Source organism: Acuticoccus kandeliae (assembly GCF_003073115.1).
Genome location: NZ_QBBV01000001.1, coordinates 698,020 through 724,223, shown reverse-complemented (window position 1 = coordinate 724,223; position 26,204 = coordinate 698,020). Strand labels below are relative to the sequence as shown.

At 69.0% G+C, this 26,204-nt stretch carries 25 protein-coding genes; 20 read left to right on the top strand and 5 right to left on the bottom strand.

What is annotated here, in order from left to right; genetic code table 11:
- Position 1: 1 nt before the first annotated feature.
- Entirely contained in the window at positions 2-1,162 is a 1,161-nt protein-coding gene (locus DBV35_RS03295) for an acyl-CoA dehydrogenase family protein (protein ID WP_108658810.1), read from the bottom strand.
- Between the two features lie 3 nt (positions 1,163-1,165).
- A complete protein-coding gene (locus DBV35_RS03290) occupies positions 1,166-2,344 on the bottom strand; it encodes a CaiB/BaiF CoA transferase family protein (RefSeq protein ID WP_108658809.1) in 1,179 nt (392 codons plus the stop codon).
- Positions 2,345-2,518: 174 nt separating this feature from the next.
- Here DBV35_RS03290 and DBV35_RS03285 point away from each other — a divergent pair, with 174 nt between their 5' ends.
- From DBV35_RS03285 to DBV35_RS03245, 9 genes are all read left to right on the top strand, one after another.
- The gene (locus DBV35_RS03285) at positions 2,519-3,523 is read left to right on the top strand and encodes a LysR substrate-binding domain-containing protein (protein ID WP_108658808.1); all 1,005 of its coding nucleotides are present in this window, start codon (positions 2,519-2,521) and stop codon (positions 3,521-3,523) included.
- A 93-nt stretch (positions 3,524-3,616) separates the two neighbouring features.
- Positions 3,617-4,915, top strand: a complete 1,299-nt coding sequence (locus tag DBV35_RS03280) for an ABC transporter substrate-binding protein (protein WP_108660527.1) — start codon at positions 3,617-3,619, stop codon at positions 4,913-4,915.
- 71 nt (positions 4,916-4,986) lie between these two features.
- Entirely contained in the window at positions 4,987-5,892 is a 906-nt protein-coding gene (locus DBV35_RS03275; RefSeq protein ID WP_108658807.1) for a branched-chain amino acid ABC transporter permease, read from the top strand.
- Positions 5,893-5,894: 2 nt separating this feature from the next.
- Positions 5,895-6,881 (top strand): branched-chain amino acid ABC transporter permease, encoded by a 987-nt coding sequence (locus DBV35_RS03270; protein WP_108658806.1) that lies wholly within the window; start codon positions 5,895-5,897, stop codon positions 6,879-6,881.
- Complete coding sequence (locus DBV35_RS03265; RefSeq protein WP_108658805.1) at positions 6,878-7,627, top strand: ABC transporter ATP-binding protein; 750 nt, start codon at positions 6,878-6,880, stop codon at positions 7,625-7,627. The genes DBV35_RS03270 and DBV35_RS03265 overlap by 4 nt, the downstream gene beginning before the upstream one ends.
- Positions 7,628-7,630: 3 nt before the next feature.
- The gene (locus tag DBV35_RS03260) at positions 7,631-8,305 is read left to right on the top strand and encodes an ABC transporter ATP-binding protein (protein ID WP_108658804.1); all 675 of its coding nucleotides are present in this window, start codon (positions 7,631-7,633) and stop codon (positions 8,303-8,305) included.
- Between the two features lie 79 nt (positions 8,306-8,384).
- Positions 8,385-9,359 carry a cyclase family protein gene (locus tag DBV35_RS03255; protein WP_108658803.1) on the top strand — a complete coding sequence of 325 codons (975 nt, stop codon included), beginning with the start codon at positions 8,385-8,387 and terminating at the stop codon, positions 9,357-9,359.
- 115 nt (positions 9,360-9,474) lie between these two features.
- Positions 9,475-10,605 (top strand): zinc-dependent alcohol dehydrogenase family protein, encoded by a 1,131-nt coding sequence (locus tag DBV35_RS03250; protein WP_108658802.1) that lies wholly within the window; start codon positions 9,475-9,477, stop codon positions 10,603-10,605.
- A 271-nt stretch (positions 10,606-10,876) separates the two neighbouring features.
- Complete coding sequence (locus DBV35_RS03245) at positions 10,877-12,280, top strand: hypothetical protein (protein ID WP_108658801.1); 1,404 nt, start codon at positions 10,877-10,879, stop codon at positions 12,278-12,280.
- A gap of 10 nt (positions 12,281-12,290) precedes the next feature.
- Here the strand turns inward: DBV35_RS03245 and DBV35_RS03240 are convergent, their stop codons facing one another.
- Positions 12,291-12,965: an HAD family hydrolase gene (locus DBV35_RS03240; RefSeq protein WP_157961554.1), complete on the bottom strand. Its 675-nt coding sequence runs from the start codon at positions 12,963-12,965 to the stop codon at positions 12,291-12,293.
- A gap of 270 nt (positions 12,966-13,235) precedes the next feature.
- Here DBV35_RS03240 and DBV35_RS03235 point away from each other — a divergent pair, with 270 nt between their 5' ends.
- The 8 genes from DBV35_RS03235 to DBV35_RS03200 all read left to right on the top strand — a co-directional run bounded on the left by DBV35_RS03235 (position 13,236) and on the right by DBV35_RS03200 (position 21,853).
- Positions 13,236-14,027 (top strand): SDR family NAD(P)-dependent oxidoreductase, encoded by a 792-nt coding sequence (locus DBV35_RS03235; RefSeq protein ID WP_108658799.1) that lies wholly within the window; start codon positions 13,236-13,238, stop codon positions 14,025-14,027.
- 29 nt (positions 14,028-14,056) lie between these two features.
- On the top strand, positions 14,057-15,007 hold the full coding sequence (locus DBV35_RS03230) for an aldo/keto reductase (protein WP_108658798.1): 951 nt from the start codon (positions 14,057-14,059) through the stop codon (positions 15,005-15,007).
- Between the two features lie 219 nt (positions 15,008-15,226).
- A complete protein-coding gene (locus DBV35_RS03225; RefSeq protein WP_108658797.1) occupies positions 15,227-15,928 on the top strand; it encodes a DNA helicase in 702 nt (233 codons plus the stop codon).
- A 265-nt stretch (positions 15,929-16,193) separates the two neighbouring features.
- Entirely contained in the window at positions 16,194-17,798 is a 1,605-nt protein-coding gene (locus tag DBV35_RS03220) for an ABC transporter substrate-binding protein (protein WP_108658796.1), read from the top strand.
- 112 nt (positions 17,799-17,910) lie between these two features.
- Positions 17,911-18,864, top strand: a complete 954-nt coding sequence (locus DBV35_RS03215) for an ABC transporter permease (protein ID WP_108658795.1) — start codon at positions 17,911-17,913, stop codon at positions 18,862-18,864.
- 2 nt (positions 18,865-18,866) lie between these two features.
- Positions 18,867-19,784, top strand: a complete 918-nt coding sequence (locus DBV35_RS03210; protein ID WP_108658794.1) for an ABC transporter permease — start codon at positions 18,867-18,869, stop codon at positions 19,782-19,784.
- A gap of 3 nt (positions 19,785-19,787) precedes the next feature.
- A complete protein-coding gene (locus DBV35_RS03205; protein ID WP_108658793.1) occupies positions 19,788-20,852 on the top strand; it encodes an ABC transporter ATP-binding protein in 1,065 nt (354 codons plus the stop codon).
- Positions 20,849-21,853: an ABC transporter ATP-binding protein gene (locus DBV35_RS03200; RefSeq protein ID WP_108658792.1), complete on the top strand. Its 1,005-nt coding sequence runs from the start codon at positions 20,849-20,851 to the stop codon at positions 21,851-21,853. Before DBV35_RS03205 ends, DBV35_RS03200 begins: the two co-directional genes overlap by 4 nt.
- Here the strand turns inward: DBV35_RS03200 and DBV35_RS03195 are convergent, their stop codons facing one another.
- On the bottom strand, positions 21,854-22,495 hold the full coding sequence (locus DBV35_RS03195) for an aspartate/glutamate racemase family protein (protein WP_108658791.1): 642 nt from the start codon (positions 22,493-22,495) through the stop codon (positions 21,854-21,856).
- A gap of 92 nt (positions 22,496-22,587) precedes the next feature.
- On the opposite strand from DBV35_RS03195, the gene DBV35_RS03190 reads away from it, so the two are divergent.
- Both DBV35_RS03190 and DBV35_RS03185 read left to right on the top strand, forming a co-directional pair.
- Entirely contained in the window at positions 22,588-23,742 is a 1,155-nt protein-coding gene (locus DBV35_RS03190; protein WP_108658790.1) for an acyl-CoA dehydrogenase family protein, read from the top strand.
- Positions 23,743-23,995: 253 nt separating this feature from the next.
- The gene (locus DBV35_RS03185; protein WP_108658789.1) at positions 23,996-24,655 is read left to right on the top strand and encodes a L,D-transpeptidase; all 660 of its coding nucleotides are present in this window, start codon (positions 23,996-23,998) and stop codon (positions 24,653-24,655) included.
- A gap of 39 nt (positions 24,656-24,694) precedes the next feature.
- On the opposite strand, the gene DBV35_RS03180 is transcribed toward DBV35_RS03185, so the two are convergent.
- On the bottom strand, positions 24,695-25,036 hold the full coding sequence (locus tag DBV35_RS03180) for a hypothetical protein (RefSeq protein ID WP_157961553.1): 342 nt from the start codon (positions 25,034-25,036) through the stop codon (positions 24,695-24,697).
- 25 nt (positions 25,037-25,061) lie between these two features.
- Here DBV35_RS03180 and DBV35_RS03175 point away from each other — a divergent pair, with 25 nt between their 5' ends.
- On the top strand, positions 25,062-26,036 hold the full coding sequence (locus DBV35_RS03175; RefSeq protein WP_205648453.1) for an RluA family pseudouridine synthase: 975 nt from the start codon (positions 25,062-25,064) through the stop codon (positions 26,034-26,036).
- Positions 26,037-26,204: the final 168 nt, after the last annotated feature.

Here is a 26,204-nt window from a genome sequence, read left to right as displayed (position 1 = left end):
TTCAGAACGAGCGCGGCAGCCCCAGGACGTGCTCCGCGACGTAGGACAGGATGAAGTTCGTCGAGATCGGCGCGACCTGGTAGAGCTTGGTCTCGCGGAACTTACGCTCCACGTCATACTCCTGCGCGAAGCCGAACCCGCCGTGCGTCTGGAGGCAGACATTCGCCGCCTCCCACGAGGCGTCGGCGGCGAGGAGCTTCGCCATGTTCGCCTCCGCCCCGCACGACAGCTTCGCGTCGAACCGCTCCGCCGCCTTGAAGCGCATGAGGTTCGCCGCCTCGATGTTCACGTAGGCGCGCGCGATCGGGAACTGAACCCCCTGGTTCTGGCCGATCGGGCGGTCGAACACGACGCGCTCCTTGGCGTATTCCGACGCCTTGTCGACGAACCAGTAGCCGTCGCCGATGCACTCGGCCGCGATCAGCGTGCGCTCGGCGTTCAGCCCGTCGAGGATGTATTTGAAGCCCGAGCCCTCCTGGCCGATGAGGTTCTCCTCGGGGATCTCGAGATTGTCGAAGAAGAGCTCGTTGGTCTCGTGGCCGACCATGTTCTCGATCGGCTTCACCGTCAGACCGTTGCCGATCGCCTGGTGGAGGTCGACGAGGAAGATGGAGAGGCCCTGCGACTTCTTCTTCACCTCGGCGAGCGGCGTGGTGCGCGCGAGAAGGATCATGAGGTCGGAGTGCTGGATGCGCGAGATCCAGACCTTCTGGCCGTTCACGACGTAGCGGTCGCCCTTCTTCACCGCCATCGTCTTCAGCTTGGTGGTGTCGGTGCCCGTCGTCGGCTCGGTCACGCCCATCGACTGGAGGCGCAATTCGCCGGTCGCGATCTTCGGCAGGTACGCCGCTTTCTGCGCGTCCGAGCCGTGCCGCAGCAGCGTGCCCATGTTGTACATCTGGCCGTGGCAGTGGCCGGCATTGCCGCCAGCGCGGTTGATCTCCTCCATGACGATGGAGGCCTCCACGAGGCCGAGGCCCGAGCCGCCATACTCTTCCGGGATCATCGCGGCGAGCCACCCGGCGTTCGTCAGCGCGGTGATGAACTCTTCCGGATAGGTGTGGTTCGCGCCGTGGGCGCGGTGATACTCGGCCGGGAATTCCGCGCAGAGTGCCCGCAATGCGTCGCGAAGCTCGGCGTGGTTCTCGTCATCGGGGGTCATGGTTCACTCGTCTTTGTGGTCGTCGGTGAGGGCTGCGACCTCCGCCTCGGAGAGGCCAAGCTCCGACAGGATCGCGTTGGTGTGGGCGCCGAGCGCCGGGACGGCGTCGACGCGGGGCGTCCAGCCGGCGCCCGTGATCGGCAGGAGCGCCGGGATGGTGCCGCCCGGAATGTCGACCTCGCGCCAGCGCTCGCGCGCGGCCAGCTGGGGGTGGTCCCAGAGCGCGGCCATGTCGTTGACGCTCGCGGTGCCGATCTTCGCCTCTTCCAGCCGGGCCATCGCCTCGGCGGAAGTGATCGTGGAGAAGACCGCGTTGATCGCGCCGTTGACCTCGTCCTTGTGCGCGGCGCGGCCGGAATTGCCCTTGAAGCGCGGGTCGGCCGCAAGGTCGGGCCGCTTCAGGACGGTCTCGCAGAAGGCCGCCCACTCGCGGTCGTTCTGGAGGCCGAAGAGTACCGCGCCGTTCTGCGTCTCGTAGGGGCCATAGGGGAAGATGGTCGCGTGACCGGCGCCGGCCGGCACCGGCGGGGTCGCCCCGTCGGCCGCGAAATACATCGGGAAGCCCATCCACTCGGCCATCGCCTCCAGCATCGAGACCTCGATGTGGTCCCCCTTCCCCGTCTTGTGGCGGTTGAGAAGGGCGGTGAGGATGGTGTTATAGGCGCTGACGCCGGCCGCGATGTCGGCGACCGAGATGCCCGCCTTCGCCGGATCGCCGGGGCGCCCCGTGACCGACAAGAAGCCCGCCTCGGCCTGGATGAGGAGGTCGTAGGCCTTCTTCGTGCCGTAGGGACCGCTGCCGCCATAGCCCGAGATCGAGCAGGTGATGAGCTTGGGGTTCGCCGCGCGCAGCGTCTCGGAGCCGAGGCCGAGTCGCTCGGCCGCGCCGGGGGCGAGGTTCTGGACGAAAACGTCGGCCTTCAGGAGGAGCTGTTTCAGCGCCGCGACCGCCTCGGGACGCTTGAGGTCCAGCGTCAGGCTCTCCTTGGAGCGATTGGTCCAGACGAAGTGGCTGGAGACGCCCCGCGCCCGCGTGTCGTACTGGCGGGCGAAATCGCCTCCATCGGGCCGCTCCACCTTGATCACCCGCGCGCCTTGGTCGGCAAGCATCCGTGTCGCGTAGGGCGCGGCGATCGCCTGCTCCAGGCTGACGACAAGGAGTCCGTCGAGCGGCCGGGTCATAGGGAATTCCATCCTTCGCAGTGGGCCGCGCGCAGGGGCGCGCGTCGTTCGCGATCGCGGATCGTCCCGCGGACCGGGGCGCGATCATAGGCCTCGCGCCGCGACTACACCACGCGACCGATTGCGGACTAGTCGGAATTGTTGGATGGTGCTTTCGGAATTGGAGAAATCCGAGTGCACTACGATCTGACAGATCTGCGCCTGCTGATCTCGGTGATCGAGGCCGGGAGCATGGCCGAAGCCGCGCGGCACAACCACATCTCCGTCTCCGCCCTGCACGGCCGCATGAAGGTGCTGGAAACGCGCTGCGGGGTTCAGCTCCTGGAGCGCACCGCCAAGGGCTCGAAGCCGACGCGGGCGGGCCATGTCGTCGCCGGCCACGCGCGCGCGGTCCTTCTCCAGGTCGAGCGTCTCAACGGCGCGGTCGAGGCGTGGAAGAAGCGCGAGAGCGGGGTGATCCGCCTGCGCGCCAACTCCAACGCGATCACCGGCTTCCTGCCCGACGTCGTCGCGAGCTTCCTCGCCCGCCACCCCGACGTGATCGTCGACCTTCACGAGGACACGTCCGACGAGATCGCGAGCGCGGTGCGCTCGGGCGACGCCGATATCGGGATCGCGGCGGAGAACGCGCAGCTCGACGGGATCGAGACGCACCCCTTCCTCTCCGACCGCCTCGTCTTCCTCGTCCCGCCCGGCCATGCCCTCTACGACCGCGTCGCGGTCAGCTTCTCCGAGGTGGTCGACGAGAGCTTCATCACGCTCGACGAGCGCTCCGCGATCCACCTCTATCTCCACCAGCATGCGCGGCGGATGGGGCGCGAGCTCACCGTGCGCATTCGCCTGCGCAGCTTCGAGAGCGTGTGCCGGATGGTGGCGGCGGGCGCGGGCGTCTCCATCGTCCCGGTGAGCGTCGTCCCGCCCCAATGCCTCGAGAAGGGCGCGAAGGTCATCGCGATCGCAGATGCCTGGTCGCTGCGCAATCTCGTCATCTGCCTGCCGCGTGACCGGCCGGTGTCGAGCCTCGTGCGCAAGCTCGCGACAGACGTCGCCGAGGGGATCGAGGGCCTCCCCTCCTGGACGCGGCGCAATCTCCACGTAAACCGTTCCACCGACCCGGTTTCCGTGGACGACAGCACCGTTCGAGCTTTCACCGCGCCCGAAAGCTCCTATCGCCAATGACGAGTTGAGCCCCGCCAGTCTTCAACTTCTACTACGCTTGAAAAAAGCCGCCTCGATCAATGAAGGCGGTGCATGTGGAGAGGGAACGAGACGATGAGAGCATGGCTCACGGGCGTTGCGCTCGCCAGCTCGGCGGCGCTCATTTCACCGGCGCTGGCGCAGGACAAGCCTGAAGAACTGAAGATCGGCATCACGACCTTCCTCTCGGGGCCGGCGTCCGTCTTCGGCGTCCCCGGACGGGACGCGGCGGAGATGATCGCCGAGAATATCAACGCCAATGGCGGCATCGACGGCGTGCCCATCCGCCTCTTCTTCATCGACGAGGGCGCCGGGGCCGAGACGCTGACGAACGAGTATCGCCGCCTCGTGCAGGACGAGGGGGTCGACCTCACGATGGCGTCGATCTCGTCGGGCAACTGCATCAACCTGACGCCGCTCGCCGAAGACCTGAAGGTGCTGAACATCCTGTGGGATTGCGGCACCCAGCGCATCTTCGAGGAGCACGACTACAACTACAATTTCCGCACCCAGGCGAACGCGACGCCCGAGATGATGGCGCCGCTCCTCTATCTCCTGAAGACAAAGCCCGACTTCCGCACCATCGCGGTCGTGAACCAGGACTATGCCTGGGGGCGTGACAGCTGGGACCTCTTCTCCTCGGCGCTGAAGAAGCTGAAGCCGGACGTCGAGGTCGTCGCGGAGCTGTTCCCCAAGCTCGGCGCGCCGGACTTCTCGGCCGAGATCTCGCGCCTGATGGCGCTGCGCCCGGACGTGATCCTCACCACTTCATGGGGCGGTGACCTCGACACCTTCGTGCGCCAGGCGAGCCAGCGCGGCCTGACGCGGATGTCGACCATCGTCGCCCCGCTCGCCGAATCCTCCCTTCAGCGGCTCGGCGGCGCGCTGCCGGACGGGGCGATCGTCGGCGGTCGCGGTGACCACTATTTCCTCCACCCCGAGTACAAGAATGACGAGGCGTTCAAGGCCTTCGTCGACCAGTACAAGGAGAAGACGGGCGCCTACCCGATCTACCCGGCCTTCCACATGGCCCAGGCCTTCGCCGCGCTGGAAGCCGCCTACGCCAAGGCGAGCGAGGCGAACGGCGGCAACTGGCCGAACGAGGACCAGGTGATCGCCGCGATGGAGGGCCTCGAGTTCCGCGGCCACGGCCGGCCCGTGACCATCCGCGAGGACCATCAGGGCATCGAGGCGCAGCTCATCGGCGTCGCCCGGACGACCGGCGACTACGACTTCCCGATCATCGACGAGATGATGATCTTCAATGGGGCCGACATCATGCCCCCCGCGGGCACCAAGTCGGCCGACTGGATCGCGGGGCTCGACGCCTCCTTCCTCGACACGAAGGTCGACACCTACAAGCACGGCGAATGAGGCCGGCGCCCGGAGCCCTCGCTCCGGGCGTCCCCCGCCGCCGCCCACCCTTCCTCTCGTGGTGAGGGACGATGTCCTCGCAACTCCTCGCTCTCGTCGTGCTCGACGGCATCGCCTATGGCGCGCTCGTCTTCCTCGTCGCGGTCGGGCTGACGCTCGTCTTCGGCGTGATGCGCATCCTCAATGTCGCGCACGGCAGCTTCTACGCGCTCGGCGCCTACGCGGCGGCGAGCCTCGGCCTCGTCCTGTCGGGCATGGGCCTGCCGGCGTGGTTGTCGCTGCCCCTCTTCGTGGTCGCGGCGGTCATCATCGGCACGGTCGTCGGCGGCGCGATGGAGCGCTACCTGCTCGCCCGGATCTATGAGCGCGAGGAGGCGCTGCAGCTCCTCGTCACCTTCGCCGTCTTCATGATCCTCGAGAACCTGCAACGCCTCATCTGGGGCGTGCAGCCCTATTTCTACGCCGAGCCGATCATGATGATGGGCAACGTCCCGGTCGCGGGGATCACCTACACGGCCTACCAGATGCTCTTCCTGCCGCTCGTCGCGATCGCGGTGCTGATCGGGCTGCGCCTGTTCCTGCGCCGCACGCTCGCCGGGGCCCTTATCGTCGCCGTCACCGAGGACCGCGAGGCGGCGACCACCATCGGCATCAACGCCGAGCGGATCTTCTTCGTCACCTTCGCGATCGGGGCGAGCCTCGCCGTCCTCGGCGGCGCGCTCGCGGCGCCCACGACGTCCGTCATCCCCGGCATGGGGGCGGACATGATCGTCCTCTCCTTCGCGGTCGCGGCGACGGCCGGACTCGGCTCGATAGAGGGCGCGGCGCTGACCGCCCTCCTCATCGGGCTCGGCCGCTCCTTCGCCGTCTTCTTCGCGCCGGAGTTCGAGGTGGTGATGCCCTATCTCATCATGGCGCTCGTGCTGCTCGTGAGGCCGCAGGGCCTCTTCGGCCACGTCACCGCGCGGAAGATCTGACGATGCTGCACCGGGTCATCGTCCCCATCGCCCTCCTCGCCGCCATCGCCTACCCGATGAGCGGCCACTCCTGGACGGCCTTCCTCGCCATCGTCTTCATGAAGGCGCTGCCGGTCCTCGGCATCATCCTCCTCCTCCAAGCGGGGCAGGTCTCGTTCGGCCACGCCCTCTATTTCGCGGTCGGGGCGTACACGGCCGGCTTCGTCGCGCGCGATCTCGGCGGGGGCGAGCTCGTCGTCCTTCTCCTCGCGGGCACGGTCGCCTCGCTGATCGCCGGGCTCATCGTCGGCGCGTTCGTGGTGCGCTACCGCTACATCTTCTTCGCGATGCTGAACCTCGCCTTCTCGATGGTGCTCTATTCGCTCCTCGAAAAATTCTTCCACATCACCGGCGGCTCGGACGGGCTGCGGATCGACCGGCCCACCGTCCTCGGCCTTTCGCTCGACCGGGCCGAGTTCGAGACGATCCTCTATTATGTCGCTCTCGCGATCCTCGCCGTCAGCCTCATCGGGGTGCACCGCTTCCTCGACAGCCCCACCGGCCACGCGCTGAAGGCGATCAAGACCAACGAGACGCGCATCGAATATCTCGGCCTCTCGCCGCGCATGATCCTCTTGCGCGCCTACGTCGTGTCGGCGACGCTCGCAGGGCTCGGCGGCACGCTCGTCGGCGTCTTCCAGGGCATCGCGACGCCGGATTATGCCTACTGGGTGCGCTCGGGCGAGTTCGTCTTCGTCGCGATCCTCGGCGGCACGGGACATGTGCTCGGCGCGGTCGCGGGCTCGTTCGTCTATGAGTTCATCCGCGCCAACGCCGCCGCCTATGTGGGCGACACCTGGCAGCTGACGCTCGGCATCGTGCTCCTCGTCATCATCCTCTTCGCGCCGAGCGGGCTCATCGGCCTCCTCAACGGCCGGCGCCGTCCCGCCGCGGCCGATGCTGAGCCGGCAAAGCGTCAGCCCGGCACCGACCAGGAGGTCGCCCGATGACGGACCGCCAACCCGTGATCGCCGCGCGCGGGCTCGAGATCCGCTTCGGCGGCGTCGTCGCCGCCGCCGGCATCTCGCTCGACCTCTTCGAGGAGGATCACCTCGCCATCATCGGCCCGAACGGGGCGGGCAAGACCACCTTCCTCAACATCTGCACCGGCTATCTGCGCCCGCAGGCCGGCACCGTGACCTTCCGCGGCCGCAACCTCATCGGCGCCTCGCCGCGCGAGATCACCCGGCTCGGCATCGCGCGCGCCTTCCAGATCCCGCAGCTCTTCGCCGAGCAGACGGTGCGCGAGAACATGCTCCTTGCGGCGGCGGCCCGCTCCGGCCGGCTCGGTTCGCTGAACCGGCTCGCTGCTATCCCGGAGCGCGGCGAGGTCGACGCGCTGCTGCGCCTCATCGAGTGCGACGACGTCGCCGACCGCGTCGCCTCCGAGCTTCCCGAGGGCAAGCGCAAACTCATCGACGTCGCCCTCGCGCTCGCCCTGAAGCCGGAGGTGATCCTCATGGACGAGCCCACCTCCGGCGTCGCCTCCTCGGAGAAATTCGCGGTGATGGACACCCTCGTCGGCGCCCTCAAGGAGCAAGCCGTCACCTCCGTCTTCGTCGAGCACGACATGGAGATGGTCACGCGCTACGCGACGCGCGTCGCGGTCTGGAACGCCGGGACGATCCAGAAGGAGGGGCCGCCCGAGGCGATCCTGTCCGACCCCGTGGTCATCCGCACCGTGGTCGGGAGCTGAGCGATGCTGCGCCTCGACGAGGTCTCCGTCTCCATCGCCGGCATCCCGATCCTGCGCCGCGTGTCGCTCGAAATCGGGCGCGGCGACACGATCGCCTTCGTCGGCCGCAACGGTGCGGGCAAGACGACGACGCTGCGCGCCATCATGGGCGTCGTCCACGCGAGCGGGGCGATGAGTTTCGACGGCACGCGCCTCGACGCGGTGGAGCCCTACAAGCGACCCGGCCTCGGCATCGGCTATGCGCCGGAGGACCGCCGCCTCTTCTCCGCCTTCACGGTGGAGGAGAACATCCTGATGCCGGCGCGCGTCGCCCGCCTCTCCGCCGAGGAGACGCGGCGGCGCCTCGCCCGCGTCCACGCGATCCTGCCGGAATTGAAGGAGATGGGGCCGCGCCCGGCGGGCTCGGTCTCGGGCGGACAGGGCAAGATGGTCGCGCTCGGCCGGGCGCTGATGATCGGCACGCGCCTCATCCTTCTCGACGAGCCCTTCCAGGGCCTCGCCCCCGTGCTCGCCAACCGCTACGCCGAGGCGCTCCGGGCGCTGCGCGACCAGGACCCGGACCTCGGCCTCCTCATCACCGAATCCAACCCGGCCCTTCTGAAGAGCTTCGCCGACCGCACGATCACGATCGAGCGCGGCGAGATCGCGGCCGCCCCCTCAGGCGCCGCCGCGGTGTGAGCGGGGCGGGCGGCCCGCGCGCCCCCGCCCTTGTGCTGTTGCGTTCGCGTCAGTCCAACGACAACACGAGGAGGAAACCATGAGAACGACTCTCGTCCGCGCCGTGCTCGCCCTCACCGCCGGCGCGTTGCTCCCCGCCACGCTCGCTGCCCCCGCGCTCGCCCAGTCCCTCCCCGATCCCGAATCATGGTGCCACTCGAAGTGGGGTGCCGAGGACGAGATCGGCGCGGGCAACCTCCTAACGCCCGAGCTTGCGATGGAGGCGGCCAAGCTCGTCACCACCGGCAAGGTCTATTCGCTGGGCGCCGAGACGAACTCCAAGACACCCGCCTTCGGCCCGCGCTCCTGGGCGCTCGTCATCAACCAGCCGAGCCAGGTCGGCGGCGCCGGCCTCGGCCAGAACAAGATGAACTACAACGACGACATCTACATGGGCTATGTCGGCACCGGCTCGCAGATCGACGGGCTCGGCCATATCGGCATCGATAACGTCTACTATAATTGCCACAAGAACACGGATTTCGTGGGCGCTGACGGGCTGAAGGTGCTCGGCATCGAGACCGTGCCCAACATCGTGACGCGCGGAATCGTTCTCGACATGACCGCCCATTTCGGCAAGGACGTGCTCGACGAGGGCACCGCCTTCAACACCGCCGAGATCGAGGCGCAGGCTGCAAAGCAAGGCGTCGAGATCCGCGAGGGCGACGTCGTCCTCTTCCACACCGGCTGGCTCTCCCTCAGCGGCGTCGACAATGCCCGCTACATCGCCGCCGAGCCCGGCCTCGGCGTGGAGGGCGCGCAATATCTCGTCGACAAGGGCGTGGTCGCCGTCGGGGCCGACACCTGGGGCCTCGAGGTGATCCCGTTCGAGGAGGAGGGGCAGGTCTTCGAGGTGCACCAGATCCTCATCCCGAAGAACGGCGTCTACATCCTGGAGAACATGGTCACCGACCAGCTCGTCGCGGACGAGGCGTGGGAGTTCATGTTCGTGCTCGGCGCGTCGAAATTCACCGGCGGCGTCCAGGCGATCATCAACCCGACCGCCATCCGCTGAGCCTTGAGCCGACCACGCCCGCGGGCTTAATTTCCCGCGGGACCATCGCGCCATGCGCGCACGGGCCGGGGCCGCACGCTCCGTCCCAACGAACCGAATTCAGCCTGGAACCGCCATGAAAACCCGCGCAGCCATCCTCTCCGCCTTCCCCGCCGAGCGTCCCTACGCGACCTCGCGCCCGCTCTCGATCGAGACCGTCGATCTCGACGATCCGGGCATGGGCGAAGTCCTCGTGCGGATCGTGGCGGCGGGGCTCTGCCACTCGGACCTCTCCGTCATCAACGGCGACCGGCCGCGGCCGATGCCGATGGCGCTCGGCCATGAGGCGTCCGGCATCGTGGAGCGCGTCGGACCGGGGGTCGACGACCTTTCACCCGACGACAAGGTGGTGATGGTGTTCGTCCCCGCGTGCGGCCATTGCGATTGCTGCGCCGAGGGGCGGCCGGCGCTGTGCGAGCCCGGCGCGAAGGCGAACACGGCCGGCTCCCTCCTCGGCGGCGCACAGCGCATCCATAGGAACGGGGACATCGTCTACCACCATGTGGGCGTGTCGGCCTTCGCCGAGCACGCAGTGGTCTCGCGCCGCTCGCTCGTGAAGATCGAACCCGACTTCCCGCTCGACATGGCCGCCCTCTTCGGCTGCGCCGTCCTCACCGGGATGGGGGCGGTGGTGAACACGGCCGCGGTCCGCGCCGGGCAGAGCGTCGCCGTGGTGGGGCTCGGCGGCGTCGGCCTCTCGGCCGTCCTCGGCGCAATCGCCGCCGGCGCGGGCGACGTCATCGCCGTCGACGTCAATCCCGAGAAGCTCGCCTTCGCCGAGCGCCTCGGCGCCACCGCCGTCTTCGATTCGCGCGATGCCGACGCGGTCGCCAAGATCCGCGAGGCGACGAAGGGCGGGGTCGATGCCGCGATCGAGACCGCCGGCGTCATGCCCGCGCTGGAGGCGGCCTACGCCATCACCCGCCGCGGCGGGCAGACGGTGACGGCGAGCCTTGCGAACCCCGCCCACAAATTCGCGGTCCAGCAGGTCGGCCTCGTCGGCGAGGAGCGGACGCTGCGCGGGAGCTATCTCGGCGGCGGCGTCCCCTCGCGCGACATCAAGCGCTACATGAAGCTCTTCACCCGCGGGCGCCTCCCCGTCGACCAGCTTCGCACGAGCGAGAGCGGGCTCGACGACATCAACCCCGCCTTCGATCGCCTCGCCGACGGATCGACCGTGCGCCACCTCCTGCGCTTCCCGCATTGAGCCCGTGCATGGCGGCAATGCGTTGAGCGGCCCGCCCACTCATGGTAGGCGCACAGACGTCGCGGTTCGCAACGGGATCGCGACATGTGACCTCGCGCCCACGCTGCAATGATGCGGAGCGTGGCCGCTCGCTCCGGGTCCTCCCTCGCCATTCGTCGCATGACACGATCGCCGTCATGCCCGGCTGACGGGTCGGGCCGCGCGCGACGGCCAGGCCGTGCGTCCCGGCGCGCGAGGCCCGTCCCGACGCTCGCGAAGATGGACTGAGCCGATGCCGGCCCCGACCCGCACGCCCCAACCGATCACAGGCATGGTGCTCGTCATCGTCGCCATCCTCGTGGTCGTGGAGGAATGGTCGCCCTCCCCGCCGCTGGAGATCGCGACCGCCTTCGGGGCGCTCCTCGTCGCGATCCTTCTCGGGATCGGGGCGAAGCGGCTCCAGATCCTCTTCATCATCGGCGCCGCGATCCTCACTGTCGTCGCCGCATTCCTCGGCCACGATTGGATCCAGACCGCCATCCGCGGCGGGCTCATCGCGGCGTTCATCTCGGCCTTCTTCACCGCGCTCTCCACGCTGCGCAACGCCGCCGACACCTCCCCCGGCATCCAGGAATGCGGCCGCTTTCTGGCGCAACAGCCGCCCGGCCGGCGCTATCTCGCCCTCACCATCGGCGGCTCGCTCTTCGCGCTCGTCCTCAATTATGGCTCGATCGCCCTCCTCGGCAGCCTCGCCATGTCGAGCGCGAAGCACGAAAAGAACGAGGAGATCCGCAACATCCGCGTCCGCCGGATGCTGCTTGCGATCCAGCGCGGCTTCATCTCGACGCTGCCCTGGTCGCCCCTCTCCTTCGCCATCGCCATCTCGACGACCCTGGTCCCCGACGCCACCTGGGGCGCGGGGCTCCTGCCCTGCTTCGTCTCCGGCCTCCTCGTCGCCGGGATCGGCTGGACGATGGACACGATCTACAAGCCGAAGCTCACAGGCCCGCGCCCGCCGCGGCCGAAGAGCGACGCGACGATCAAGAGCGTCACCCCGCTCCTGATCCTCCTCCTCATCCTCGGCAGCGTGGTCGCGACGCTTCACCTCCTCACCGGCCACCGCATCGTGATCCTCGTGATCATGGTGGTGCCGGTCGTCTCGGCCGGGTGGATCGCGATGCAGGCGCGGAACACGGGGGCGGGCCTTTCCGTGCTCGGGCCGCGCGTCGCACGCTATGTCACGCGCGACCTGCCGGGCTATCGTGGCGAAATTCTCCTCCTGATGATGGCCGGCTATATCGGCACGGTCGGGTCGAGCCTCCTCGCGCCGATGGTGGCGCGCAGCGGCATCGACCTCACCGCGGTGCCGCCGCAGGTGATCCTCGTGGCGCTCGTCTGGCTGATCCCGCTCGCGGGCCAGTTCGGCATGAACCCGATCCTCGCGGTGTCGCTGCTCGCCCCGCTCCTGCCGAGCGCCGAGGCGCTGGGCGTCACGCCGACCGCGATCCTCGTCGCGCTGACGGCGGGCTGGTCGCTCGGCGGGGCGTCCTCGCCCTTCACGGCGACGACGCTCCTCGTCGGCTCATTCGCGGGCCGCTCGGCGACCTATGTCGGGGTGCGGTGGAACGGCGCGTACACGCTCATCTGCGCCGTGGTCCTCTCGCTCTGGGTGGCGCTCTACTCGCTCATCGGCTGAGCGGCGCGCCTTAGTCGACTAGGGCGCGCGAGCGTTCCACGTAGGCTTCAAGCTCGTAGAAGGAGTGGACGATCCCCTCAGCCCCCGCTGCCTTGAGGCGCGCGGGCTGGTCGGGCGGCGTGTGCGAAGCCGCGCAGAAGCCGACCGTGCGCACCCCCGCCGCGACCCCGGCGCTCACCCCCGCCACGCTGTCGTCGAAGAAGATGCAGCGGTCGGTCGGCACGCCCATCGTCGCCGCGGCATGGAGGATGAGGTCCGGCGCGGGCTTCGGATTGGGCACGTCGTTCGCGGAGAAGACGTGGCCGTTGAAGAGCGGATAGAGGCCAGTGAGGCCGAGCGAGCGGCGCAGCCGGTCGTGGCCGCTGTTGGAGGCGACGCAGAACGGCAGCGGGAAGGCCTTCAGAACCTCGTGGACCTCGGCGCACACGGTGGTGAGCTCGGTGTCGAAGAGGCGGTCGAGCTCGGTGTTGTGGAGCGCCTTGTGGGCGGGCGTGATCGTGACGCCGAACTTCTCCTCGACCATGCGCCAGACCGTGTCGTCGGTGAGGCCGACGAAGGTCGTCGCCACCTCGTCCTCCGTCATCGGCACGCCGGCCGCCTCGAGGGCGCGCGTGATGGCGCGCGCGGACAGCGCCTCGGTGTCGACGAGCACGCCGTCGCAGTCGAGTATCACGAGATCGATCACAGGATTTCCTTCGCACCGGATCGGGAACGCTCGGCCGAGCCCATAGCACGGCGGGGCCGCCCCAAGGACCGCGTGCGCGGATATGTGCTTCCCGCTGAGAGCAAGGGTGCTTTGCCGCGATCTCACTTCCCCGAGACGCGGCGCGCGATACGTGCCATGACAAGGGGTGCGGATCGGCGCCGCGCCGCCCGGCCATTGGCGGGCTGGCGGAGGCGGCCGGGCCACGCGCGCACGCGGGTGGCGCACCCATCAGGATTGAAGGACAAAAGCATGCAGATCGATCTCACCGGGCTTCGCGCAATCGTCACCGGCTCGACGGGCGGGATCGGGCTCGCCGCCGCCAAGGGGCTCGCCGCGAGCGGTGCCGCCGTCATCGTGAACGGGCGGACCCAGGCCGCCGTCGACAAGGCGATCGCGGCGGCGAAGGCGGCCGCGCCCGGCGCGAAGGTCTCGGGCTTCGCCGGCGATCTCGGCACGGCCGAGACGTGCGACGCGCTCGTCGCCGCCTTCCCCGCGTGCGACATCCTCATCAACAATCTCGGCATCTTCGGCCCGCAGGACTTTTTCGAGACGCCCGATTCGGAGTGGACGCGCTTCTTCGAGGTGAACGTGATGTCGGGCGTGCGTCTGTCGCGCGCCTACCTGCCCGGCATGATCCAGAAGGGCTGGGGACGCGTGCAATTCCTGTCCTCGGAATCGGCCCTCAACATCCCGTCCGACATGATCCACTACGGCTTCACGAAGACGGCGGTGCTGTCGATCGCGCGCGGGCTCGCCAAGCGCGTCGCGGGGACCGGCGTCACCGTCAACTCGATCCTGCCCGGCCCCACCCTCTCGGAGGGCGTCGCCGAGATGCTGCGCGGCGAGGCGCAGAAGAGCGGCAAGTCGATCGAGGCGGTGGCGACCGACTTCGTGATGGCGCACCGCCCGTCCTCGATCATCCAGCGCGCCGCGACCGTCGAGGAAGTGGCGAACATGATCGTCTACGCGGCCTCGCGCGAGGCGTCCGCCACGACCGGCGCGGCGCTGCGCGTCGATGGCGGCGTCGTCGACAGCCTTTGATCTGATCCTACTGAGAAATGAGAACGACCATGGACATGCGCAAACTCGGCAAATCCGGCCTCTCGACCGCCCCCATCGTGTTCGGCGGCAACGTGTTCGGCTGGACCATCGACGAGAAGACGAGCTTCGACGTGCTCGACGCCTTCGTCGATCACGGCTTCAACGCCATCGACACCGCCGACGTCTATTCGGCGTGGGCGCCCGGCAACAAGGGCGGCGAGTCTGAGACGATCATCGGGGCGTGGCTGAAGGCCCGGCCCGGCATGCGCGAGAAGGTGACGATCTTCACGAAGGTCGGCTCCGACATGGGCGGGCCCGAAAAGAAGGGCCTCTCGAAGCGGTGGATCCTCGAGGCGGTCGAGGATTCCCTGAAGCGCCTCGGGATCGATCATATCGACCTCTATTTCTCCCACTGGCCCGACGCGACGCCCTATGCCGAGACGCTCAGCGCCTATGACGTGCTCCTGAAGGCGGGGAAGGTCCGCGCGATCGGCGCCTCCAACCTCAACGCCGAACAGCTCGGCGAGGCGCTGAAAGTGGCCGAGAGCGAGGGGCTGCCGGCCTACCAGGTGCTCCAGCCGGAGTACAATCTCTACGCCCGCTCGACCTTCGAGGGGCCGCTCAGGGACCTCTGCATCAAAGAGGATATCGGCGTCGTCACCTACTACAGCCTCGCCTCCGGCTTCCTCACCGGCAAGTATCGCTCGGAGGCCGATTTCGGCCAGAGCGCGCGCGGCAAGGGCATGGCCAAATATCTCGACGCGCGGGGCAAGGCGATCCTCGCCGCGCTCGACGAGGTGGCGGCCAATCACGGGGCGAAGCCGGCCGAGGTGGCGCTCGCCTGGCTGATCGCGAGCCCCGGCGTGACCGCCCCGATCGCGAGCGCGACGAGCGTCACCCAGGTCGAGACCTTCGCGAAGGCGGCCGCCCTCTCCCTCTCGGCCGACGATATGGCGGCGCTGAACGGCGCCGGCGCCTGACGCGAACGGCGCGGCCGGCGGGGACAACCCGTCCGGCCCGCGCCGGTCCGGTTCCGGCCGGAACCGCAAGGCGCTAGGATGCGGGCCGGCGTGGCCCGCGCCTCCCCCCTCCGTCCGGGAAAGCATCTTTCATGCGGGGCCGACGATCCACAGAACCACCTGTTCGGGCACGACGCATGAGGAGGGGTTGCGGCAGACGCCCGCAATAGGAGGCACCGGATGCCAGTGTCCGCCCCCATCCACCGGCTGAAGCGCAATGCGCGACGCCTTGCCCGCGAGACGGGCCTTCCCCTCCACGCCGCGCTCGACCGGATCGCCGCCGGCGAAGGCTTCGCGACCTGGAGCCTGCTCATCGCGAAGGTCGCGACGCCCGAACGCGCGATCTACGGCCGCCTGCGGCCCGCCGACCTCCTGCTCCTCGGCGCCCGGCCCGGCCAGGGCAAGACGCTGACGGGGCTGAAGCTCGCCGCCGAGGCGATGGCGGCCGGCCACGCCGGCGCCTTCTTCACCCTCGAATACAGCGAGCGGGACGTCCACGAGCGCCTCAGCGCCCTCGGGATCGACGCCGCCGCCTATGGCGGACGCTTCCTCATCGACACGTCGGAGGCGGTGGGCGCGGCGCACATCATGGCCCGTCTCCACGACGCGCCGCCCGGCACCGTCGCGGTGATCGACTATCTCCAGATCCTCGATCTGCGCCGCACCGCGCCGGACCTCTCCACACAGGTCGCGGCGCTGAAGGCGTTCGCGCGCGAGCGGGGGCTGATCCTCGTCTTCCTGTCGCAGATCGACCGCACCTTCGACCCGGCGCGCAAGCCCTGCCCGGATCTTGGCGACGTGCGCCTGCCGAACCCGCTCGACCTCGCCCTCTTCGACAAGACCTGCTTCCTCCATGGGCGGGAGATGCGCTTCCACGGCTGAGCGCCGCGCCGGCCGTCCGCGTGCGACGGCTTGCCTCAACGTCCCGCTCTACCGGGCGCGCCCAACGCGTGCGCCCGGCAACGCTCGGGTGTTCGCCTAAGCCGCCGCAACCTAGTCCGGACCATTCGGACGTGCCTCAAGGCACGCGCGCCGTGTGGCGTCTTTCTGTCCCTGGCGCGGCAGATCGTGGCACGCGCGTTGCTTGAACCCGGCCAGGCGATCAACCGGTCGTCGCCCTAACGAATTGGCCCAGGGAGGCGCAATAATGTTCTCACGCACGCTTCGACGTGCCACCGTCGCACTCGCCGCGACGGTGCTCCTTTCCAGCTCGGCCTTGGCCGCCGGCACGCTTCGCATCGGCATGACCGCGAGCGACATTCCCCTCACCACCGGTCAGACCGACCAGGGCGGCGAAGGCATGCGCTTCATGGGCTACACAGTCTACGACGCGCTCATCAACTGGGACCTGTCGAGCGCGGACAAGCCTTCCGTCCTCATTCCGGGCCTTGCGACCGAGTGGAGCACCGACGAGGCCGACCGCACGAAATGGACCTTCAAGCTCCGCGAGGGCGTGAAGTTCCATGATGGCAGCGACTTCGACGCCGACGCCGTCGTCTGGAACCTCGACAAGCTCCTCAACAAGGAGAGCGAGCAGTACGACACGCGCCAGGCGGCGCAAGGCGCGAGCCGCATCCCCGCGGTCGCGAGCTACAAGGCGATCGACCCGCTCACCGTCGAGATCGTCACCAAGACCCCCGACGCGACGCTCCCCTACCAGATCGCGTGGATCCTGATGTCCTCGCCGGCGAACTGGGAAGCCCAGGGCAAGAGCTGGGAGGCGGTCGCCTCGCACCCGTCCGGCACCGGCCCCTGGATGCTGGAGACATTCGTCCCGCGCGAGCGCGCCGAGCTCGTCCCCTTCGCCGACTATTGGGACGAGACCCGCGTTCCGAAGCTCGACAAGATGGTCCTCCTGCCGCTGCCCGAGCCGAACGCGCGCTCCGCGGCGCTGATGTCCGGTCAGGTCGACTGGATCGAGGCCCCGGCCCCGGACCTCGTGCCCGCGCTGCGCGGCAACGGCTTCGAGATCGTCTCGAACACCGTCCCGCACAACTGGACCTGGCACCTGTCGCGTCTCGACGGCTCGCCCTGGAACGACATCAACGTGCGCAAGGCCGCCAACCTCGCCGTCGACCGTGACGGCCTGGAGCAGCTCCTCGGCGGGCTGATGGTGAAGGCGAAGGGCTTCATGCCGCCGTCCTCACAATGGTTCGGCAAGCCCGAATTCGACGTGAAGTACGACCCGGAGGCGGCGAAGGCCCTCCTCGCCGAGTCCGGCTTCGGCCCGGACAATCCGGTGAAGGTGAAGGCGCTGATCTCCTCGTCGGGTTCGGGCCAGATGCTGCCGCTGCCGATGAACGAGTTCATCCAGCAGAACCTCGCCGAGGTCGGCATCGAGGTGGAGTTCGAGGTCGTCGAGTGGAACACGATGATCAACATCTGGCGCGCCGGCGCGGCCGACCCGAGCGCCATGGGCACCAACTCGATCAACTTCTCCTACTTCATCCAGGACCCGTTCACCGGCCTCATCCGTCACCTCTCGTGTGACCTGATCGCCCCGAACGGCACCAACTGGGGTCACTATTGCGACCCGGAGATGGAGGAGCTGTTCAAGGCGATCCGCACCACCTTCGACCCGGCCGAGCAGGACGAGGTGCTGCGCCGCACGCACGAGAAGTACGTGAACGACGCCCTCTTCCTCTTCGTCACCCACGACGTCACGCCGCGCGCGATGACGCCGAAGGTGAAGGGCTTCGTCCAGGCGCAGAACTGGTTCCAGAACTTCTCCGGAATCACGATCGAGGAATAGGCCCGGGCGCCGGCCTCGCGCCGGCGCCTTCCGCCGCCACGGCCGCTCCGGCGGTCCGCGCCATGGGCCCCGCCCATGGCTCCATCCATCGAGCGACGGAGCGAAATCCGCCATGCTGGCGTACACCTTGCGAAGGCTAGCCTACGTCATTCCCGTGGCCTTCGGGGTGACGGTGATCTGCTTCCTTCTCGTGCACATCGCCCCCGGCGACCCGCTGACCGCGGTCATGCCGATCGACGCCACGGCCGAGCAGCAGGCCGAGATGATGGCCGAGTACGGCTTCGACAAGCCGCTCCCGGTCCAATATGTCGTCTGGCTCGGCAACGCGCTGACGGGCAATCTGGGCGCTTCCATCGCCACCGGCCGGCCCGTCGCCTCCGAGGTGATGCGCGCCGTCGGCAACACGCTCATCCTCGCCGTCGCCGCCTCGATGATCGGCTTCCCGCTCGGCGTCCTCTTCGGCTTCATCGCCGGCTATTTCAAGGACACGCTCGTCGACCGGGCCGTCACGGCGGTCGCGATCACCGGCGTCTCCATCCCGAATTACTGGCTCGGCATCGTCCTCGTCGTCATCTTCTCGGTGAAGCTCGGCTGGCTGCCCTCGGTCGGCGCCGGTCCCGGCGGATCGACGGCCTGGCACTGGGATTTCGAGCACCTTCGCTACATCATCCTGCCCGCCGTCACGCTGTCGGTGGTGCCGATGGGGATCGTGACGCGCACGGTGCGCGCCCTCGTCGGCGATCTCCTGTCGCAGGATTTCATCGACGCGTTGAAGGCGAAGGGGCTCGGCGGCGCGCAGATCCTGAAGCACGTCGTGAAGAACGTCACGCCGACGACGCTGTCGGTCGTCGGCCTCCAGCTCGGCTACCTCCTCGGCGGGTCGATCCTGATCGAGACGGTGTTCAACTGGCCGGGCACCGGCTTCCTCCTGTCGAACGCGATCTTCCAGCGTGACCTGCCGCTGCTGCAGGGGACGATCCTCGTCCTCGCCCTCTTCTTCGTGTTCGCCAACCTGATCGTCGACCTCGCCCAGCCGCTCGTCGACCCGCGCATCAAGAGAGGCTGACAATGAGCGCAAGCATGGATGCCCGGATCGAGGCCACCCCCGGCAAGGTCGCGCTGGAGGCGGAGGCCGTCCCCGTCCAGTCGCGCGGCTACTGGCGCGGCGTCGTCGTCCGCCTCCGGCGCGATCCGGTGGCGATGGTCTGCGGCGGGATCCTCCTCATCCTCTTCCTCCTCGTGATCTTCGCGCCGATCCTCCCGCTCGGCGATCCGTTCAAGGGCTCGATGATCACGCGCCTCAAGCCGATCGGGACGCCCGGCCACATCCTCGGCACCGACGAGCTCGGCCGCGACATGCTCGCCCGCCTCATCTATGGCGGCCGCCTCACGCTGATGCTCGGCCTTCTGCCGGTGGTGCTCGCCTTCTTCATCGGCACGACGCTCGGCATCCTCGCCGGCTATGTCGGCGGCGCGCTCAACACCGCGATCATGCGCACGGTCGACGTGTTCTTCGCCTTCCCCTCGATCCTCCTCGCGATCGCGATCTCGGGCGCGCTCGGGGCCGGCATCCTCAACAGCCTCGTGTCTCTCACGATCGTCTTCATCCCGCCGATCACCCGCGTCGCGGAGAGCGTGACCGCCTCGGTCCGCTCGCTCGAATATGTCGACGCGGCGCGAATATCGGGCGCCCACCCGCTGACGGTGGTGCGGGTCCACGTCCTTGGCAACGTGATGAGCCCGATCTTCGTCTACGCGACGAGCCTCACCTCGGTCTCGATGATCCTCGCGGCGGGTCTCTCCTTCCTCGGCCTCGGCGTGAAGCCGCCGCAGCCCGAGTGGGGCCTCATGCTGAACACGCTGCGCACGGCCATCTACATCGACCCGCTGATCGCGGCGCTTCCGGGCGTCATGATCTTCGCGACCTCGCTGTGCCTCAACCTCCTGTCCGACGGCCTGCGCTCGGCCATGAACATCAGGGACTGACCGATGAGCGAGCCGACTGACACCCACCGCGACCGCGGCGGCCCCGCCCAGCCCCTCGTCATCGCGAGCGACCTCACGCGCCACTTCGCCGTGCGCCGCGGCCTCTTCTCCAAGGGCGACGCCGTGCGCGCCGTCGACGGCGTCTCCTTCACCGTCGAGAAGGGCGAGACGCTCGGCATCGTCGGCGAGTCGGGCTGCGGGAAGTCCACCACCGCCCGCCTCCTCGTCGGCCTCATCGGGCTCGACAAGGGGGAGATCGTCCTCGACGGCGAGAAGCTCGGCACGGATTTGAAGCTGAAGGATCTGTGGGACGACGTGCAGATGGTGTTCCAGGATTCCTGGGCTTCGCTGAACCCGCGCCTCACCATCGAGGAGACCATCGCGTTCGGGCCGAAGATGCGCGGCGTCGCCGCGAAGGACGCCCGCCGCCTCGCCCACGAGCTCCTGGAGCGCGTCGGCCTCGCCCCGGCCCGCTTCGCCGGGCGCTATCCGCACGAACTGTCCGGGGGGCAGCGCCAGCGCATCAACATCGCCCGCGCGCTCGCCATGAAGCCGCGCCTCATCATCCTCGACGAGGCGGTGTCGGCGCTCGACAAGTCGGTGGAGGCGCAGGTCCTCAACCTTCTCGCCGACCTCAAGGCCGAGTTCGGCCTCACCTACGTCTTCATCTCGCACGACCTCAACGTCGTGCGCTTCGTCGCCGACCGCATCATGGTCATGTATCTCGGCGAGGTGGTGGAGATCGGGCCGGTCGACGCGGTGTGGGAGCGGCGCGCCCACCCCTACACGGCCGCCCTCTTCGCGGCGATGCCGTCGATGGATCCCGACCACCGCACCGAGAAGCCCCCGCTCGCGGGCGATCCGCCGAACCCGATCAACCCGCCATCGGGCTGCCGCTTCCACACGCGCTGCCAATATGCCGAGGACGTTTGCGCCGCGCGCGCGCCAAAGACGTGCCCGGTCGGGGACATCGCGAGCCATGTCGCGGCCTGCCACATGCTTGACCCGCAGTCCGGCCACTCGAAGGCCGGCGCCTCGCCCACCCTCGTCCTGGAGGCGGCCCAATGAGCGCGCTGATGACGATCGAGGACCTCTCGGTCCGCTTCCACGGCGAGCGCACCGTCCACGCCGTCAACGGTCTAGACCTGTCGCTGAAGCCGGGAGAGGTCGTCACGATCCTCGGCGAGTCGGGATCCGGCAAGAGCGTCACGCTGAAGGCGCTCCTGAAGCTCCTGCCGCCGAAGCGGACGGACATGAGCGGCAAGATCACCGTCGACGGGATCGACGTGATGGCCCTCTCCGGCCGCCGCCTGTCGGACTATCGCGGCAAAACCGTCTCGATGATCTTCCAGGAGCCGATGCTGGCGCTCGACCCGGTCTACACGATCGGCGACCAGATCGCCGAGGCCGTGCGCCGGCACGACCGCGTGTCGCGCACCGCGGCGATGGACGTCGCGCTCGACATGCTGACGCGGGTGCGCATCCCCTCGCCGGAGCGGCGGCTGCGCAACTATCCGCACGAGATGTCGGGCGGGATGCGCCAGCGCGCGATGATCGCGCTCGCCCTCGCCTGCCGGCCGAAGCTCCTGCTCGCCGACGAGCCGACCACCGCGCTCGACGCGACGGTGCAGATCCAGGTCCTCCTCCTCCTGCGCGAACTGCAGAAGGAGTTCGGCATGGGGATCGTGTTCGTGACGCACGATATCGGCGTCGCGGTCGAGATCTCGGACCGGATCGCGGTGATGTATGCCGGCAATATCGTGGAGGAAGGCACGGTCTCGGAGATCATCAAGGATCCGCGCCACCCCTACACGAAGGGCCTCCTCGCGGCGAACCTCCACGGCGCGGAGCGCGGCACTGCGCTCGCCTCGATCCCTGGCTCGCCGCCCCCGCTCGACACGCGGCCGACGAGCTGCGCCTTCGCCCCGCGCTGCGAATTTGCGCAGGAGACCTGCCTCGAAGCGCTGCCGCCGGTCTACCGGCCGGGGCCGGGACGGCGCGTCGCGTGCGTGCTCGAACAGGGCCGGTCGGAGCTCATCGAGCCGGCGCGGGCGACCGAAGCCGCCTGATCAGGCGCCGAGCCGGGCGCGCATCAGCCGCGCGGCCGCCGGCAGCGGCTCGATTATGGCGGTCCCGAGCCGGGCCGCGATCGCGGCCGCCGCCTCGGCGAGCGGCCCGCCGCCGATGATCACCGCCTCCGCCCCGCCCTCCGCGATCGCGCGCTCCGCCGCATCCCCCAGCGCCTCGGCAAGGTGGGCGGGGTCCTTCACGATCGCGTCCGGATCGCCCTCTGTGAGGAAGGTGCCGGCGAATTGGGCGGCCTTGCCGTAGCCGGCGACGCGTCCGGCGATGGCGTCGACGAGACCGGGCGTCGTCGTCGCGATGGCGAAGCGGCGTCCGCCCTCGGCGGCCTCCAGGATGCTCGCCTCGCCGATCCCCACCACCGGCACCGCGAGCCGCGCCCGCGCCGCCTCGATGCCCGGATCGCCGAACGCCGCGACGATCACGCCCTCATGGGCCCCGGCGTCCATGCACATCGCCGCCACCGCGCGCGCGCCCTCCGCGAGCGCCACGGGCTCCACGATCATCGGCACGCCGAAGGGGGCCGTCCGCCCGTCGAAGACGAGGCCGGTGCCCGCGCGCCCGGCGATCGCGACCATCTTCGCCGTCGTCTCGGCGTTGGTGTTGGGGTTGAGGAGCAGGATCGTCATCAGGGGGCCCTTTCGCCCCGCCATCTTGAGGCACGGGCCGCAAGCGGCCAAGAATGCCGCCGCGGCACCGGAGCGCGCGGGAGGACCTATCCATGCTTTTCGTCAGCGAAGACGCGCGCATGATCCAGGAAACCGCCGCACGCATCGCGGCGGAGACGATCGCGCCGAACGCCGAGGCGCTCGACCGCGGCGCGCCGGGCGCTGAGGCCCGCTTCCTCGAGAACCTCAAGCGCCTCGCCGAGAACGGCTTCATGGCGATCAACATTTCCGCCGACTATGGCGGCACGGAAGCGGGCGCGACGGCGTTCGCGCTCTCGGTGGAGGAGATCGCCAAGGCGTGCGCGTCGACCGCCGTCACCGTCTCCGTCACCAACATGGTGGGCGAGGTGATCGCGGCGATCGGCACGGCCGGGCAGAAGGAGGCGCACCTTCCGAAGCTCGCCGACGGCACCTACTCCGCCGGCGCCTTCTGCCTCACCGAGGCGGGGGCCGGGTCCGACCCTGCCGGGATGACGACGCGCGCGGTGAAGGACGGCGATTCCTACATCCTCAACGGCGCGAAGCTCTACATCACCTCCGCCGCCTATGCCGGGATCTTCGTCGTGTGGGCCGTCACCGACTCGGCCGCGCCGAAGGGGCGCGGAATCTCCTGCTTCCTCGTGGAAGCGGGGACGCCGGGCCTCGTCATCGGCAAGAAGGAGGAGAAGCTCGGCCAGCACGGCTCGGCGACCAACATCGTCCATTTCGAGGACTGCCGCGTGCCGGCCGAGGCGATGCTCGGGGCCGAGAATGCCGGCTTCCGCATCGCGGTGGGCGAGCTCGCGGGCGGGCGGATCGGCATCGCATCGCTCGCGCGCGGGATCGGGCGCGCGGCGCTCGACGCCGCCATCGCCTACGTGAAGGAGCGCCGCCAGTTCGGCCAGACGATCGCCTCCATGCAAGGGCCGCAATGGATGATCGCCGACGCGGAGACCGAGCTCGAAGCCGCGCGCCTCCTCATCCTCCAGGCCGCGGCGCTGAAGGATGCGGGCGAGCCGTTCGCCCGCGCCGCGTCGATGGCGAAGCTTTATGCAAGCGAGGCCGCCCAGCGCGCCTGCTATGTCGCGCTCCAGCTCCATGGTGGGGCGGGCTACCTGAAGGACTATCCGGTGGAGCGCTACGCCCGCGACGCGCGCATCACGACGATCTACGAGGGCACGAGCGAGATTCAGCGCCTCATCATCGCCCGCGACGTGCTCGCCAACTGACCCCGCCGGACGGCGCTTTCGGCCGGAAAAGCTGAGGCGCGGCGGCCACTTTCGTGTTGTTCGCACCACACTTGTGGCGCTCGTGCGTCAGAACGGCTCACGAACCCTTGATCCACGGCCCCCGCAACTTGAGCTGGCCGGCGAAAATCGCATGGTCACCCCATGCGCCCGGCGGCCGGCCGTGCGCCTTTATGCATTTTGCCGAGGGCCAAGGGCCGAGGGATCGAGGGGAATGTCGGACAGACGCACTGATATGAGTCGGAGGGCCTTCGTCGCCCTCGGTGTGACGACGGCGACCGCGGCTTTGGCCGGGTGCGTCGTGGATGGGGGCAGCTTCCAGTCGGCCGCGCTCGGCTACCGCGCCGTGCCGCAGCTCGGCACGCCGGACCGCGAACCCTTCGTGGTCCCGCGCGTCGACATGACGAGGATCCCGAAGCAGTACCACCGGCAATTCGTCGACCATTCCGGCAAGTACAAGCCGGGCACGGTCGTCGTCAGCACGGGCACGCGAAACCTGTACCTCATCGTCGACCAGAAGACGGCGATCCGGTACGGCATCGGCGTCGGCCGCGCGGGCTTTGCCTGGGGCGGCCAGGCCCGCGTCGGCCGCAAGGCGACGTGGCCGACCTGGACGCCGCCGCCGCAGATGATCCAGCGCGAGCCGCGGCTGAAGAAATATGCCGGCGGCATGCCCGGCGGCCCGGCGAACCCGCTCGGCGCCCGCGCCCTCTACCTCTACAAGGGCGGGCGTGACACGCTCTACCGCATCCACGGCACCAACGAGCCGATGTCGATCGGCCAGGCGATGTCGTCGGGCTGCATCCGCATGCTGAACCAGGACGTGATCGACCTCTATGAGCGCGTGCCCGTCGGCACGACCGTGGTCGTCGTCCACGGCGACGCGACGGTCTGATCCGCCAGGCGAGCGGCGGCCGATCCGGCGGCCGCTCCCCTACTCGGCGGACGCGCCGCCGAGATGAAAGGTCTGGAGGAGCGCGCCGTCGGAGAGGCGGCGCACCTCGATGCGCGGCGCATCGCCCGCGATGGTGAGGACGAGCCGGTCCCCCGAGACCGTCGCCTCGCGCACCTCGTCGAGGCTCATGTCGAGGTTCACCGCGACCGGCTCCGGCACGGCACTGGCCGATTGCTCCGAGACGCGGTAGATGACCGCCACGATGACGGCGACGAACCCGAGCGCCATCACGCTTCCCGACACCAAGAGGAGGCGCACCAGCTTGCGCCGCACAGCCTCCATGGCGGGATCGAGTTCGTCATCCTTGTCGGTTTCGGTCACGAGCAGTCCATGGCGGTTGAAGACGATGTCGGGTGAAGAGGTGGCGATCGAAGTGGACCGCGCGGCGCGAGCCGACGCCGCCCTTGCGGCCGCGGTCGACGGCATGAGCCGCACCCGCGTCCAGGCGCTGATACGGGCTGGCGCCGTGGAACTCAACGGGGAGACGATGACCGACCCCTCGCGCAAGGTCGCGGTCGGGGATCTCCTCACCCTCGTTCCGCCCCCGCCCGAGCCCGCCGATCCGATCCCGGAGGCCATTCCGCTCGACGTCCTCTACGAGGACGACGCGCTGATTGTCATCAACAAGCCGGCGGGGCTCGTGGTCCATCCGGCGGCGGGGCATGCGACGGGAACGCTCGTCAACGCCCTCCTCCACCATTGCGGCGATTCGCTCTCGGGGATCGGCGGGGTGATGCGGCCCGGCATCGTCCACCGGCTCGACAAGGACACGTCCGGCGTCATGGTGGTGGCGAAGAGCGACGCGGCGCACCAGGGCCTCGCGGCCCAGTTCGCCGATCACGGGCGCACGGGGCCGCTCCAACGACGCTATGACGCGCTCGTCTGGGGCGAGCCCTCCCCGCCCTGGGGCACGATCGACCGGCCGATCGGCCGCCACCCGACCGACCGGCAGCGCTTCGCCGTCCGCTCGGACGGCAAGGTCGCGATCACGCACTACCGGCTGGAGGAGCCGCTCGGACCCGCGAGCCGCGTCGCGTGCGAGCTCGAGACCGGCCGCACGCACCAGATCCGCGTGCATCTGGCGGCGATCGGCAATCCGCTGCTCGGCGACAGCGTATACGGGGCGGGGTTTGCGACGAAGGCGGCGAAGATCAACGAGGCGGCACGTGCCGCGCTCGCCGCGCTGGACCGGCAGGCCCTCCACGCGGCGCTCCTCGGCTTCGCGCATCCGCTGACGGGCGAGGAGATGGTTTTCGAGGCGCCGTCACCGGAAGATTTCGCGCGACTGACGGCAGCACTCGCCAACTATCCGAACGGTTAATTTCGCGCCGTTCAACATTGGGCTAAACCCAAACTAGATAGTGAACAGAACGTCACTTGCCATCCCTTTGCTTGAGGCAGAGGGTTGTATTTGATCGAGCACAAACCAAATTAAGCGGTCCGGCGGTGCTTCGGACCGCGCGTGCCTTGCCGCATATCCGGAAGGCAC